This is a genomic window from Citrobacter sp. RHBSTW-01044, from assembly GCF_013781945.1.
Classification (GTDB): domain Bacteria; phylum Pseudomonadota; class Gammaproteobacteria; order Enterobacterales; family Enterobacteriaceae; genus Citrobacter; species Citrobacter braakii.
The window spans coordinates 3,468,740-3,482,071 of sequence record NZ_CP056180.1 but is presented as its reverse complement, the minus strand read 5'-3'; the positions used below and the strand labels follow the sequence as shown (position 1 = coordinate 3,482,071).

14 protein-coding genes are annotated in these 13,332 nt (G+C 52.9%); 4 read left to right on the top strand and 10 right to left on the bottom strand.

Annotated features, from left to right (window positions below):
- Positions 1 to 30: 30 nt before the first annotated feature.
- Positions 31 to 459 (bottom strand): universal stress protein UspG, encoded by a 429-nt coding sequence (gene uspG / locus HV352_RS17005; RefSeq protein ID WP_016152215.1) that lies wholly within the window; start codon positions 457 to 459, stop codon positions 31 to 33.
- Between the two features lie 187 nt (positions 460 to 646).
- Complete coding sequence (gene rnk / locus HV352_RS17000) at positions 647 to 1,057, bottom strand: nucleoside diphosphate kinase regulator (RefSeq protein ID WP_005120853.1); 411 nt, start codon at positions 1,055 to 1,057, stop codon at positions 647 to 649.
- Positions 1,058 to 1,332: 275 nt separating this feature from the next.
- Here rnk and HV352_RS16995 point away from each other — a divergent pair, with 275 nt between their 5' ends.
- Positions 1,333 to 2,163: an alpha/beta hydrolase gene (locus HV352_RS16995; protein WP_181634919.1), complete on the top strand. Its 831-nt coding sequence runs from the start codon at positions 1,333 to 1,335 to the stop codon at positions 2,161 to 2,163.
- A gap of 96 nt (positions 2,164 to 2,259) precedes the next feature.
- Positions 2,260 to 2,883: a flavin reductase family protein gene (locus HV352_RS16990; protein WP_181634918.1), complete on the top strand. Its 624-nt coding sequence runs from the start codon at positions 2,260 to 2,262 to the stop codon at positions 2,881 to 2,883.
- Between the two features lie 41 nt (positions 2,884 to 2,924).
- Here the strand turns inward: HV352_RS16990 and rna are convergent, their stop codons facing one another.
- From rna to citC, 8 genes are all read right to left on the bottom strand, one after another.
- On the bottom strand, positions 2,925 to 3,731 hold the full coding sequence (rna, locus tag HV352_RS16985) for a ribonuclease I (RefSeq protein WP_181634917.1): 807 nt from the start codon (positions 3,729 to 3,731) through the stop codon (positions 2,925 to 2,927).
- A 110-nt stretch (positions 3,732 to 3,841) separates the two neighbouring features.
- Entirely contained in the window at positions 3,842 to 5,305 is a 1,464-nt protein-coding gene (gene citT / locus HV352_RS16980; RefSeq protein ID WP_016152219.1) for a citrate/succinate antiporter CitT, read from the bottom strand.
- A 25-nt stretch (positions 5,306 to 5,330) separates the two neighbouring features.
- Entirely contained in the window at positions 5,331 to 6,236 is a 906-nt protein-coding gene (gene citG, locus HV352_RS16975; RefSeq protein WP_016152220.1) for a triphosphoribosyl-dephospho-CoA synthase CitG, read from the bottom strand.
- Positions 6,205 to 6,759: a citrate lyase holo-[acyl-carrier protein] synthase gene (gene citX / locus HV352_RS16970; RefSeq protein ID WP_181634916.1), complete on the bottom strand. Its 555-nt coding sequence runs from the start codon at positions 6,757 to 6,759 to the stop codon at positions 6,205 to 6,207. Before citX ends, citG begins: the two co-directional genes overlap by 32 nt.
- Positions 6,760 to 6,762: 3 nt before the next feature.
- Positions 6,763 to 8,295: a citrate lyase subunit alpha gene (gene citF, locus HV352_RS16965; RefSeq protein ID WP_155574051.1), complete on the bottom strand. Its 1,533-nt coding sequence runs from the start codon at positions 8,293 to 8,295 to the stop codon at positions 6,763 to 6,765.
- Positions 8,296 to 8,304: 9 nt separating this feature from the next.
- Complete coding sequence (locus HV352_RS16960) at positions 8,305 to 9,213, bottom strand: aldolase/citrate lyase family protein (RefSeq protein WP_019076252.1); 909 nt, start codon at positions 9,211 to 9,213, stop codon at positions 8,305 to 8,307.
- Complete coding sequence (gene citD / locus HV352_RS16955; protein WP_003831276.1) at positions 9,210 to 9,506, bottom strand: citrate lyase acyl carrier protein; 297 nt, start codon at positions 9,504 to 9,506, stop codon at positions 9,210 to 9,212. The genes HV352_RS16960 and citD overlap by 4 nt, the downstream gene beginning before the upstream one ends.
- Positions 9,503 to 10,579 carry a [citrate (pro-3S)-lyase] ligase gene (citC, locus tag HV352_RS16950; RefSeq protein ID WP_016152224.1) on the bottom strand — a complete coding sequence of 359 codons (1,077 nt, stop codon included), beginning with the start codon at positions 10,577 to 10,579 and terminating at the stop codon, positions 9,503 to 9,505. The genes citD and citC overlap by 4 nt, the downstream gene beginning before the upstream one ends.
- Before the next feature lie 389 nt (positions 10,580 to 10,968).
- On the opposite strand from citC, the gene dpiB reads away from it, so the two are divergent.
- Both dpiB and dpiA read left to right on the top strand, forming a co-directional pair.
- Positions 10,969 to 12,630 (top strand): sensor histidine kinase DpiB, encoded by a 1,662-nt coding sequence (dpiB, locus tag HV352_RS16945; protein ID WP_046274583.1) that lies wholly within the window; start codon positions 10,969 to 10,971, stop codon positions 12,628 to 12,630.
- Positions 12,599 to 13,279: a two-component response regulator DpiA gene (gene dpiA / locus HV352_RS16940; RefSeq protein ID WP_016152226.1), complete on the top strand. Its 681-nt coding sequence runs from the start codon at positions 12,599 to 12,601 to the stop codon at positions 13,277 to 13,279. The genes dpiB and dpiA overlap by 32 nt, the downstream gene beginning before the upstream one ends.
- Positions 13,280 to 13,332 lie beyond the last annotated feature (53 nt).

Genomic DNA, 13,332 nt, shown 5'->3' with positions numbered 1-13,332 from the left:
CAGGGGTTTTCTTTAGCAAATTAGAGGCTATTAACGTACAACCAGCACTGGCAGAGTAGCGTGGCGAACAACGCTGGAAGCGTTTGAGCCGAGCAGATGAGTGCTGATTGATGGGTTGCGCGATCCAATGACGACCACATCCGCATTCAACTCTTCACCCAACTCGTTGACGACGTCACGTACGCTGCCAAAGCGGACGTGTTGTTTAATACGGGAAGGATCGATGCTGAAGTGACCGACCATCGTTTGCAGACGAGTTTCCGCTTCGTGTTGTAGATGCTCTTCAAAACGACGGACATCGGCTGCAAAGCGGTGCAGGCTTAAGCTTGCTGAGCCTGGCAGCACATGCAGCAGATGGATAACCCCGTTTTCCTGTGCCAGAAATTCTGCATGGCGAATAGCCTTGTCGCTCAGTTCCATTTCGAATACATCAACAGGCATTATGATTGTGTTGTACATAAACATTCTCCTTGTCATTACATGAACACATATCAGCATAGTATTAAAAATGATTCTGTCAGTCACGACACAGATTTATGTTTTGCGAACAGGAGATAAGGTGAGGGTCAGGAGTTGGGGGCTAACCGGAAAGAGGATGCGGATGCATCCCCTGTAAGATAAAGCGAGTGGCTTTGATAAGACAGAGTTAGCGCAGGTAGTCGCCCGCAGCTTCAGGTTGGTACTCAAGCTCGATGACTTCGAGGTGTGTTGAGGTCCCGCCTGGTAGTTCCCAGTGAATGGTGTCGCCAACGCGCAGGCCCAGAAGTGCCGCGCCAACAGGTGCCATTACCGAAAGCTGTGTGCTGCTGTCAGTCATATTGGCCGGATACACCAGGGTACGCACACGGACTTCGCCATCACTCAGATTGCGGAATTTCACGCGGCTGTTCATGGTCACGACATCGTGCGGCATGGTTTCTGGTGAACACATTTGGGCACGATCCAGCTCGGCGTTCAGGGCGTCGGCAATCGGTAAACCAGCAAACGCAGGTTGCTCCAACAGGCGGTCAATGCGTTCCGCATCGAGGTCGTTAATGATGATAGTTGGTCTGGACATTTGTTACTCCATGTCGTCGATACTGCGGGTGCGCAGGTAAATAATCCCAAAAGAAAACCCTCACCGTCAGGCGGCAAGGGTTTAGCTTTTATGATGATACTGAGACTTACCCCTGGTTTGAAGTGATTTAGTTCACATTCAGGCAAATCATCAATATTGTTGCGTATGGTGTGATTTTAGCCGAAAAACGCGATCGTTCTCCAATTTGCATTATGCTTTTTAAGCGCTCGCTGCGGGCGCGTCAAACAACTCAGTGTTCCGCGACAGGAGATCTCATGAGCCAGTACGACAAACTTACCTTGAAAGACGGCAGCTATTTGCATTTTAAAGATTGGGGAAGTGGGCAGCCTATTGTCTTTAGCCATGGCTGGCCGCTGACGGCAGATGCGTTTGAAGATCAGATGCTGTTCCTTGGGTCGAAAGGATTTCGGGTGATCGCCCATGACAGGCGTGGGCATGGGCGTTCAGCCCAACCCTGGGATGGTCACAATATGGATCAGTATGCTGACGATCTGGCTGAACTTACCGCGTATCTCAATCTTAAAGATGCCGTACATGTTGGACACTCTACCGGGGGCGGGGAAGTGGCGAGGTACATTGGTCGCCATGGAACGCAGCGGGTAGCCAAAGCGGTGTTAATCGGCGCGGTGACGCCCATTATGATCAAGACCGACTTTAACCCAAATGGTGTGCCGAAAGAGGTGTTTGATGGCATCCGTGAGGGAGTGATAAACGATCGCGCTGCTTTCTTCTATGAACTGACCGCTGCATTTTATGGCTACAACCGCCCGGACGTAAATGCGTCGAAAGCCGTTCGTGAAAGCTTTGTTGAACAGGGCTTACAAGGTTCCATCAAAGCGTTGTACGACTGTATTCACGCGTTTTCAGAAACTGACCTGCGTGAGGATCTCAAAAAGATGACTATCCCGACGCTGGTGATCCATGGTGATGACGATCAGATTGTCCCGTTTGAAACCTGCGGAAAGGTTGCGGCGGAAATACTGCCGGACGCGCAGTTGAAGGTGTATGTTGGCGGTTCGCATGGCATTTGCACTACCCATAAACAACAGATCAACGGCGATCTGCTCAACTTTATTCAATCGTAATCTTTAGCGGATTGTTCTACGCTGATCTTCTTTTTCCAGGGAGATGAGCGAAGCATAATTTGTGCTGCGCTGATGTTAACTTCAACAGAGAACACTATGTATTTCTATCAACCATCACAAGGACACGGTTTACCGCATGACCCGCTGAATGCCATCATTGGACCGCGCCCTATTGGCTGGATTGCCTCCCGCGACAGCGACGGTCGGCATAACCTTGCACCGTACAGTTTCTTTAACTGCTTTAATTATCATCCGCCGATTATCGGTTTCGCCAGTAGCGGCTGGAAAGATAGCGTGCAGAATATTATCGACACCGGTGAGTTTGTCTGGAATCTGACGACTCTTGAGCTGGCCAGCGCGATGAACGAAACGTCAGCCAGCTTGCCTCACGGCGAGGATGAGTTTTTTGCCGCCGGGCTTAGTAAGGCAGATAGTCGGATAGTCAGCGTGCCGCGCGTGGCGCAAAGCCCGGTCAATTTTGAGTGTCGCTTATCGCAAAGTCTGCAACTGACCACCGCTGATGGTTCGCCTGTTGAAACCTGGCTGGTGCTGGGAGAAGTGGTGGGTATTCATATTGATGAAACGCTACTGGAAGGCGACATCTACCAGACGGCGAAAGCAAAACCGGTACTGCGTGCGGGCGGGCCAACGGCGTATTATTCGATCAGTGAAACACACCGCTTTGATTTAATTCGCCCGGATGCCCGTTCAAAACGCTAACCATATGGACCGACGCCAGCTTGCCGCGCCGGTCGTTATTTTCAGTATCCCACTTTGTCGATAATAAACTGTTTACCGCAGTTACCCGGATGCGGTTGCGGTAAGAATGACTGTGCGGATAACGCCTGGTTAATGGTGTCGGCTTTCAGGGACAACTGGATTTCTGTGAGATAGGCCGGATTGCCGTGGCAGCTTAGCTTCACGGCTTTAACGTTCTCTCTGCCCCAGCTTTTAGCGACGGCGGCGTCAAATGCGCTGCGGCTGACGGTTTTGCCGTAGTTTTCCGCGAGGAATTTGCCAGCCTCGCTGTTCTTAACCTCATTATTCATCCGTACCATCGTGCCGAAGTATGCGTCGGGATCAAAACCGAAACAGGCGCCATGTTTGGCATATTCGTAACGTTCCAGACACGATCTCCCGCCGGCACCGGGCATTACGGCACTGAGTTTTGCCGCGCTTTCCAGCGACAGGCCCGTTTCGGGAGCCGCGCATTTACGGCTGGCGCGCGCTTCAGGCAGGTTGGGAATAGGGCGAGTCGCGCAGCCAAAGCGCATCCAGCGGCGGTTGTCTACTCCACGGGCGGCGATGGATTTTGGCAGGCTGGGCCATAAACCGTGAACGGTCAGGAAATCTGCTTTGTCCGCGCTCTCTTTTTGCAGACGACATTCGGCGGGCTCTTGACGATTTCTCTCGTGTTGGCTCTGACAAAATCCGGTTTGCCAGGAGAGGGCCAGCACGTAGCTGTCAAAATCAGCGTACTGTTTTGCCTGAAGTTCGTCGGCCTGAGCTACAGAAACTGGGAGCAGAAGTGCTGCCAGCAGCGAAGAATAACGCCATCTTGATGTCATGATGATTTCGGATACTTATATCAATTCTGAATATCATCTATTTAATCATAAAAAATGCCAGTCAGGTTTAGCTGACTGGCATCATTTTCATCAGGCGGGAACCCGAATGATTAGCTCCACATTGCCAGAATCGGCCAGCCGACCAGCAAAAGCATAGAGATGTAGATAACGCCGAAGATAGCACCCAGACGCCAGTAGTCTTTGGACTTCACATAACCGCAGCCGTAGATAATAACGCCAGGGCCAGTTGCATACGGAGTCAGACAGCCCATGATACCGATGGACAGTACCAGCAGGATACACAGGTGTTCCATCGGAACGCCCGGGATGCCTTTGCCGACGGCCAGAATAACCGGCAGCATGGTGGCGGTGTGTGCGGAAAGGCTGGCAAACAGGTAGTGAGCAAAATAGAACACCAGCACCAGAACGATGACGGTCGCGTTAGGCGAGAAGCCTTCCAGGTGCGAGCTCATCGTGTTGGCGAACCAGTCGATGAAGCCTGAACGGGTTAAACCATTCGCCATAACGACCAGCGTGGCGAGGTTAACCAGGGTGTTCCATGCGCTGTTATAACGGGTGATGTCTTTCCACGGGACAACGTGCAGCGCCAGCATCAGCGAGACTGCCAGCAGACCCACAGCGGTCGCATCAATCAGTTTACCGCCAAAGACCCACAGACCCAGGCTGAGCAGAACCAGACCGATCAGGGTCAGCTCTTTACGCGTCAGTTTACCCATGGTTTTCAGTTCATCACCAGCCCACGCGGCAACTTCAGCACTGTGAGTAACTTCTGGCTTGTAAAGAACATAGGACAGCCACGGAGCAACGATCAGCAAAATAATACCAACCGGCAGGAAGCTGAGGAACCATTGCAACCAGCTGATTTGAATACCGGCAATTTTATTGACGAATTCCAGACCCAGCACGTTAGGTGCAGCACCGGTAACGAACATAGAGGAGCTCAGGCTGGTACTGATTACCATCATCCACATCAGATATCCGCCGATACGGCGCGCGGACGGATCGTTCGGGAATGATTTAAACAGCGGCGGCAGGTTTTTGATAACCGGGAATACGGTACCACCGGTTCGCGCGGTGTTGGACGGTGTAAACGGCGCCAGCAGAATGTCGATGATGACAATCGCGTAGCCCAGCGTCAGGGTGCGCTTACCCATGAATTTTACCAGGAACAGCGCGATACGACGACCCAGACCGGTGACTTCATAGCCCAGCGCGAAGATAAACGCGCCAAACACCAACCACACGGTAGTGCTGGAGAAGCCTGCCAGACCCCATTTCAGCGCTTGCTTACCCGCTTTAAACGCCGGGTCTGCCAGCTCTGAAGCATCAAACAGCAGATAGTTGCTGCCGATGACGCAGATCGTTACGGCGATAAAGCTTATCGCTGTTGCCGGGATTGGCTCCAGGATCATCCCGACAATCATTGCCACGAAAACGGCAAAATAGTGCCAGGCCTGCGGGGGCATTCCATCAGGGACAGGGATAAGAAACATGACGCCCATTACGACCAATGGGGCCAGTAATTTCCATATTTTATCTTTTGCTAAAGACATGTGTGTGATTCTCCGGAAAGGATCTTTAATTGTGATAATGATGAACTTGTGAAATCTGAGCTAAGAACCAGGTGACGATCAGCAGATCGGCGCAGCCTCCTGGGCTGAGGTTGCGTTCAATGCACTGTTGGTCGAACTGGCGCAGGTATTCGAGATCGGCAGGGGTGCGAATCCCCCCTTGCTGCAATAGAGTTGTGGCCTGCTGCTGTAGCCAGCGCAGACCTTCTGCGCCGCCACGTGAAGCCACGTTGGTGTCGCCATTGATAGACATCAGCAGCAATAACGTGTCGAGTAGCGCTAGTTCAGGATCGCGGCCCTGAGTCAGCAGTGCGCGGTAGTGCGGCAGGGCATGCTGGATGACTAGCGGGTATCCCGCTTCGGCTTCGCCCCGTGCGCCGGTTAATCCCAGTTGTTGATAAAGACGTTGGCCAGCCGTGAGTTGTTGATTGTTCTGGCGCAGTTCGCGCTCGGTCAGGCCACGGCAAAATGTTGCTGCCGTAGAGCAAAGGGTTTCAGCGGTAACAGTCAGTTGGAGCTGGTGCAGGCGGCCAATGGCGGCACACAGCAGCCCCAGTGAAAAGATGCTCCCTTTATGGGTGTTTACCCCCTCGGTGGCGCGAAACATATCGGCTTCGCAGGCCATACCCAGTGGGCGCAGTCCTTTCAACACATCTTCAGGCGACAGCTGTGCGCTAAACGCCCCATATTCAATAAAACGCGGCAGCCAGGCCTGAATTGCCTCAGCGCTGCGATGAAAATCTTCCAGCGCCATATCTTTATGTGCGCCGTTGTTAATACGATCCACCAGACCCGGTTTGGGCGACAGGTTGACTTCAGTCAACATGGCCCGCCACGCAAGCGTTGCGTAAGCGTCAGGCAGATCCAGAGGAAGGACTGCGTTATTGGTTGATGTTGCGGGAATCGGCATCATGCAGCAGAGCCTCCATCTGAGAGAGTAAGTCGGAAAGCGCGTGGGTTTTACCCCGCGCGCATTCGGCAGCGCTTTGCCCGCACAGCAGACAGCGGCGGGCAGGGAGTGCGAAATGACGCCGGGACAGAATTTCCCTTTCAGGGGTCAGGACATCGATGTCCCATAACCGTCCCAGCGGATGTGAATGCTCAAGTTCAATCGTGGCGAGCTTGAGATCGTGGGCCGGGGCCTCAATAGACAAAAGACCTTCCGGACCGCTGGCAGAAACCAGCGCCGTTTGCTCCCTGACAATCCAGGTGGATTTTTCCGCCAGCGCGAGCAGGGCGGTTACGCCGTGATTAAAGATGCAACGGGTTAATGCGCTGTCTTTAATCGGACCCGGTGCGACCACGGTAAACGAGACCAGTGGCGCGTGATGACGCGTCAGCCAGGCATGTTGCCTTGCTTGTCTCTCATCCCGGCTGGCGAGCAGCTCGGGAATCGAAACCGCGTGTTGGGTGGCGTGTTCAGGGAGCAGGCGCATGGCTTATTCCTTCACCTGATGCACAACGTCAATCACCGAGCCATCGCGGTAACGCACAACGGCAATCACGCGGTCGGTGAATTCAATAGCGCGTGGCTGACCGGTGAGCTGCTGTGCACGTTCGCGCAGCCATTCAATGGACACCACTTTCATACCGGCTTCTTTCAGACGTTCAGCCAGTTCCGGACGCGCAGGGTTAACGGCGATACCGTGGTCAGTGACCAGGATGTCTACGCTGGAGCCTGGGGTTACGCAGGTCAGGACGTTATCAACCAGCGTCGGGATGCGTCCGCGAACCAGCGGAGCGACAATGATGGAAAGCGCAGCGGCAACCGCAGTATCGCAGTGACCGCCGGATGCGCCGCGCAGTACGCCGTCAGAACCGGTCAGTACGTTAACGTTGAAGCTGGTATCAACTTCCAGCGCGCTCAGTACCACGACGTCCAGACGATCGACGGAGGCGCCTTTTGAGCCCCAGTTGGCATACTGGTTGGCACTGATCTCAATGTGGTTTGGATTGCGGGCCAGCGACTCAGCCGCGTTACGGTCAAAGCTCTGTACGTCCAGCAGTTTGCGAATCAGGCCTTTTTCGTGCAGGTCAACGATGGTAGCGGTGATGCCGCCCAGCGCGAAGTCAGCACGGATATCGCGGCTGCGCATCTTGTCTTCCAGGAAACGAGTAACGGCCAGAGAAGCGCCGCCGGTTCCTGTCTGCAGTGAGAAGCCTTCATTGAAGTAACCGGAGTTAGCAATGACGTCTGCCGCGCTACGGGCGATTAACAGTTCACGCGGGTTGGTGGTCATGCGTGTCGCATCAGCACCGATTTTGTCCGCATCGCCGACCTGATCGATCTGTACAATCAGATCCACCTGATCCTGCGTAATGCTGGCCGGGTTATGCGGATAGGTCAGCAGCTGTTCAGTCAGCAGGACAACCTGTTTTGCATTTTCGGCATCGACGCGGGCATAGCCCAGTGAACCACAGCACGCTTTACCGGTATAGCCGTTAGCGTTACCAAACTGGTCGCAGGACGGTACGCCGAGGAACGCCACATCAATACTGAGTTCGCCACTTTGCACCAGGTGTACACGGCCGCCATGGGAGTGGACCTGCACAGGCTCGGCCAGCAGGCCACGGGAGATCTCTTCCGCCAGCGGACCACGCAGCCCGGAGGTGTAAATACGGCTGACTACGCCCTGACGGATGTGCTCAACCAGCGGAGCATGGCAGTCGCTCAGGGAGCTGGAGGCCAGCGTCAGATTTTTAAAGCCCATTCTGGCGATGGCGTCCATCACCAGGTTAATCGTCAGATCGCCACCGCGAAAAGCGTGGTGGAAAGAGATAGTCATGCCATCCTGTAAACCTGAACGACGAATGGCGTTTTCCAGGTTAGCGCACAGCTTCTTGTCGCGCGGTTTTTGCGCCTGTAATTCTACTTTTGCGGTGCTCTGATAAGCGGAAAGCTCACTTTCTGCATGACGGCTCCAGGTCGCCACGCGATCCTGGCGTTGAGACTGTTCGATTTTCTGCGTCATTTTTTTGCCTTATTCTTCGCGAATGCCGGAAAGTTCTGCACGGGAGATAACCAGAAGGGCGCGCTCGATAACCGGGCTGTCGACCATTTTGCCGTTCAGGGAAACTACGCCACGGCCTTCGCGAGCGGCGGCTTCAGCGGCTTCCACGACCAGGCGCGCGTGAGCCAGCTCTTTGCGTGTCGGCGCGTACAGGTTGTGCAGGAGCTCGATCTGGCGCGGGTTGATGAGCGACTTACCGTCAAAACCCAGTTGCTTGATGTGTGCGGCTTCATGCAGGAAACCCGCTTCGTTGTTGGCATCGGAATAAACGGTGTCGAACGCCTGAATGCCGGCAGAGCGTGCCGCCTGCAAAATAGAGCAGCGGGCAAACAGCAGTTCAGTCCCTTCCGCAGAGCGCTCAGTGCGCAGGTTACGCACATAATCTTCCGCACCCAGTGCAATACCGATCAGGCGCTCGGAAGCGTGGGCAATTTCTACCGCACGGGTAATGCCTAACGGCGATTCGATGGCAGCTAACAGACCGGTACTGCCGGGCTCACGGCCACAGGCTTTCTCGATACGCAGGATTTCGCTTTCGATGTCGATGACGTCCTGCGCGGTATCGGTCTTCGGTAAACGCACGATGTCAGCGCCGCCGCGTACCACGGCTTCGAGATCGTTAATGCCCCATTCGGAGTCGAGGGCGTTTACGCGCACGATAGTTTCAACGTCGTGATACAGCGGATGCTGCAGCGCGTGGTACACCATACGGCGAGCTGTATCTTTCTCGCGCAGCGCGACGGAGTCTTCCAGGTCGAACATCAGCGCATCTGCCGGATAGATGAACGAGTTGCTGACCATGGCGGCATTGGCGCCCGGTACGAACAGCATGCTGCGGCGGGTACGGGTTTTACGTTGCTGCAAAGATTCACTAATCACTGGCAATCCTCCCATGGCAGTGCAGGAATACCGCCAGCGCGGGCCAGTAGTGCTTCCAGTCGCGCACGTAAAATGCAGTCCAGTGCGCCTTTATCATCAACATTTAATTGCACGCCGCGTACGTTGTAGCGGGACAGAACGTCCAGAATGGTGGCCCGGATGGCATCACCGAACTGCTTTTCGACGCTACTGTTAACCTGCAGGTCAATATCCTGCGAATCGAGTGGGGCGATGCGAATCATCACATCACCGGACTCGAGTGTGCCTGCGACGGCTGCCTGGTTTATTTTCATTTTTCACCTGTTGCTAATGCGGGGGTATTTTGGCGGACTGCCGCACCCGATGAGGCCCGCTCAACCATGCTTTGCAGATAGTGCAGCGTGGCGTCAGGGACCAGGGATGCGATAGCCGTGAGATCTTTTTTAACCAGCAGCTTGCGCACCCAGGAGGCAGAAATCGGCATCTCCTGGAAGCACAGCCGCTCAATTTCCACCAGTTCAATCGGTGGGGCGGGAAGCGTTGGGGTCTCCAGCCAGTAGCGCATATCGTTGTTGTACTGGGAGGTGACGGTGCAATACGGCTCGGTACCGACGAAGCGGTGCGTGACGCCGAGAGCCGGGGCCAGATACTGGCGGAAGATTTTCAGGTCTATTTCGGTATAGCAGTGGTTAATAACGCTCTGCTCTTTGATGAAGTAGCACGGGAATGTGGCGCGGGAAATGATGTATTCCGAACCGCGATGAACGGTTAAACGTGGAATGTCTTTTGTCCCTTTAAGCACCAGATCCAGTCGGTCTTCATACGGAAAACGCGAGGTATCTTCTTTCACCAAAAACAGATGCAGCCAGTCACATTGCGCGGCTGCTTGTTGGATCAGAAAACGATGTCCGTTGGTGAAGGGGTTGGCGTTCATGACGATACAACCAATTTTTTTCCCTTCATGGCGCTGTTTCGCCAGTGATTCAGCGTAGCGTTTCAGACGTGTGGTGCTGTTTTCCATCAGCACCATAATGCCGGGAACGCTGGTTAGCGTAGAAAAGCCGCACTGCTTAAACAGCGACTCGTACTCGGTTTTGGTATAGATGAAGAGGTGCGTACAGTGGCGCTCATAGGCGAGGTTGATTAACTCGGTCGCCAGCGTCAGCGCTAAGCCTTCACCCCTTACGGATTCGCAGATGGCGACGCACTTTATGATATTGCCGGCAATGCCGCCGCAGGCAATCAGGCGGTCATCACGGGTGACGGTGATAAATACTTCGACAGTTGTATCAACGCTCAAATCATTCTCTTTCAGAAATTGCGCGATAGCCGCCATCTTTTTATTTTCTGAGCGTTTAACTTGCGTGAATATATTATTACCGAACATAGTGAATAGAGCCCCGATGCTATATTTGTTACTGGGTTTCTGTTTTTGTTGCTCTGTTTAGCAACCTGATAACTTTTTGTTTGCAATTGAAGGGAATGTTTTTTTATTACGGAGTATTTCTTTTTTTCCCTGCTGCATACATCGTAAGGAGTATTTTGGAGGTAATTTTTGATTTATTTCACAATAAGTTAGAAGGTTTTAATGTGTTTTATGGTTTTAAGTTTTTTAATTAATTTAACTCCGAAATAGCGTGTGGTTTTAATTTGTTTAATTGATTTAAGGTGGGGAATCTGCAACGATCCTGTTTTATACCGCGACTTGCAAATAAAACATTTTTATTACAACTACAATGAGAAATAAGTTTCAGGTATCGTCGCTGAGGAAGAAATATGGCAGAGCAGAAAAATAAAACACGGTTTCCTTTTTTTCGCAGTCTGGCGTTTCCATTGCGTATCTTTCTGCTTATTTTGGTCGTTTCTGTTTTTATTATCGCCGCGTTAGCACAATACTTTACCGCCAGTTTTGAAGATTATCTGGCAACGCATGTCCGCGATATGGCGATGAACCAGGCCAAAATCATCGCCTCTAACGACAGTATCATCGCGGCGGTGAAGCATCGTGATTACAAGCGTCTGGCGACCATTGCCGACAAACTGCAGAGCGGGACTGACTTCGACTATGTGGTTATCGGGGATACCAACTCTGTCCGCCTTTACCACCCAAATCCGGAAAAAATTGGCTACCCGATGCAGTTCACCAAACCCGGCGCGCTGGAAAGAGGGGAGAGTTACTTTATTACCGGCAAAGGGTCGATTGGGATGGCGATGCGCGCCAAAACGCCCATCTTTGATGACGATGGCAAAATCATTGGCGTGGTCTCAATTGGCTATCTGATCAGTAAAATCGATAGCTGGCGATCGGACTTTTTACTCCCAATGGCAGGGGTGTTTATCCTGCTGTTGCTGGTACTTATGCTGCTCTCCTGGTTATTTGCCGCCCATATTCGCCGGCAGATGTTGGGGATGGAGCCTAAGCAAATCGCGCGGGTAGTGCGTCAGCAGGAAGCGCTATTCAGCTCGGTATATGAAGGTTTGATCGCCGTGGACCCTGATGGGTATATCACCGCAATAAACCGCAGCGCGAGGAAAATGCTGGGGCTGTCTTCGCCAGGGCGAAAGTGGCTTGGAAAACCGGTTAGTGAGGTGGTTCAGCCGACTGACTTTTTCACCCAGCAGATTGCGGAAAAACGACAGGACGCGATGGTGAACTTTAATGGCCTGAGCGTTATCGCTAACCGTGAGGCGATTCGCTCCGGCGATGAACTGCTTGGGGCAATCATCAGTTTTCGTAGTAAAGATGAAATTGCTACTCTTAATGCGCAATTAACGCAGATCAAACAGTATGTAGAGAGCCTGAGAACGCTGCGTCATGAACACCTTAACTGGATGTCGACCATTAATGGCCTGCTGCAAATGAAAGAGTATGACCGGGTGCTGGCAATGGTGCAGGGGGAGTCGCAGGCGCAACAGCAACTGATTGACAGCCTGCGTGGCGCGTTTGCCGATCGTCAGGTAGCCGGTCTGTTGTTTGGCAAGGTGCAGCGTGCACGTGAACTGGGCCTCACTATGACTATCGTTCCTGGCAGTCAACTGCATCAACTCCCTGAGGGGCTGGATAGCACAGAGTTTGCAGCAATTGTTGGCAATCTGCTTGATAATGCATTTGAAGCGAGCTTGCGCACCCAGCAAGGCAACAAGATCGTCGAACTCTATTTGAGCGATGAAGGGGATGACGTGATCATCGAAGTTGCCGATCAGGGATGCGGTGTACCGGAAGCATTGCGTGAAAAAATATTTGAACAGGGTGTGAGCACCCGTACCGATGAACCAGGTGAACATGGCATCGGTTTGTATCTGATTGCAAGTTATGTGAGGCGCTGTAACGGGGTGATTACACTCGAAGATAACTCCCCCTGCGGCACCTTATTTTCTTTATTTCTTCCGAAAGTGAAAAAAAATAATGACGGAACCATTAACGCTATTGATCGTTGAGGATGAAACGCTACTGGCGGAAATGCATGCTGAATATATCCGCCATATACCCGGCTTCAGCCAGATTTGGCTGGCGGGTAATCTTGCGCAAGCGAGGATGATGATTGAGCGTTTTAAGCCCGGTTTGATTCTGCTCGATAACTACTTGCCGGACGGCAAGGGAATTACGTTGTTGCATGAGCTAACCCAGACGCGTTATCCGGGCGGCGTGGTGTTTACCACGGCGGCCAGCGACATGGAAACGGTCTCCGAGGCCGTGCGCAGCGGCGCGTTTGATTATCTGGTCAAACCCATTGCCTACGAGCGCCTGGGGCAGACGCTGACGCGTTATCAACAGCGCAGACGCATGTTGGCCGGTAATGACAGCGCCAGTCAAAAGCAGATTGATGAAATGTTTAATGCTTATGCGCGCGGCGAACCGAAAGGCGATTTGCCGACCGGAATTGATGCGTTAACGCTGAATGCGGTGTTGAAATTATTTGCCGATCCGACGGTACATCATACTGCGGAAACGATCGCTCAGGCGCTCACTATCAGCCGTACCACCTCCAGGCGCTACCTGGAGTACTGTGCCAGCCGTCATTTGATTATTGCGGAGATTATTCACGGTAAGGTGGGGAGGCCGCAGCGTATTTATCACGGCGGCTAATTCACGTCATCCTTGAAGCTGCCTCTTTGTGGGCTGCGTGAAGAAACCCCAGT

What these genes read in the sequence shown, in the direction of transcription:
- citC (WP_016152224.1), bottom strand. Translation starts at nt 10,579, where the DNA reads ATGTTCGGTAATAATATATTCACGCAAGTTAAACGCTCAGAAAATAAA.
- dpiB (WP_046274583.1), top strand. Translation starts at nt 10,969, where the DNA reads ATGGCAGAGCAGAAAAATAAAACACGGTTTCCTTTTTTTCGCAGTCTG.
- rna (WP_181634917.1), bottom strand. Translation starts at nt 3,731, where the DNA reads ATGACATCAAGATGGCGTTATTCTTCGCTGCTGGCAGCACTTCTGCTC.
- HV352_RS16995 (WP_181634919.1), top strand. Translation starts at nt 1,333, where the DNA reads ATGAGCCAGTACGACAAACTTACCTTGAAAGACGGCAGCTATTTGCAT.
- citT (WP_016152219.1), bottom strand. Translation starts at nt 5,305, where the DNA reads ATGTCTTTAGCAAAAGATAAAATATGGAAATTACTGGCCCCATTGGTC.
- citF (WP_155574051.1), bottom strand. Translation starts at nt 8,295, where the DNA reads ATGACGCAGAAAATCGAACAGTCTCAACGCCAGGATCGCGTGGCGACC.
- HV352_RS16990 (WP_181634918.1), top strand. Translation starts at nt 2,260, where the DNA reads ATGTATTTCTATCAACCATCACAAGGACACGGTTTACCGCATGACCCG.
- rnk (WP_005120853.1), bottom strand. Translation starts at nt 1,057, where the DNA reads ATGTCCAGACCAACTATCATCATTAACGACCTCGATGCGGAACGCATT.
- citX (WP_181634916.1), bottom strand. Translation starts at nt 6,759, where the DNA reads ATGCGCCTGCTCCCTGAACACGCCACCCAACACGCGGTTTCGATTCCC.
- dpiA (WP_016152226.1), top strand. Translation starts at nt 12,599, where the DNA reads ATGACGGAACCATTAACGCTATTGATCGTTGAGGATGAAACGCTACTG.
- citG (WP_016152220.1), bottom strand. Translation starts at nt 6,236, where the DNA reads ATGATGCCGATTCCCGCAACATCAACCAATAACGCAGTCCTTCCTCTG.
- uspG (WP_016152215.1), bottom strand. Translation starts at nt 459, where the DNA reads ATGTACAACACAATCATAATGCCTGTTGATGTATTCGAAATGGAACTG.
- citD (WP_003831276.1), bottom strand. Translation starts at nt 9,506, where the DNA reads ATGAAAATAAACCAGGCAGCCGTCGCAGGCACACTCGAGTCCGGTGAT.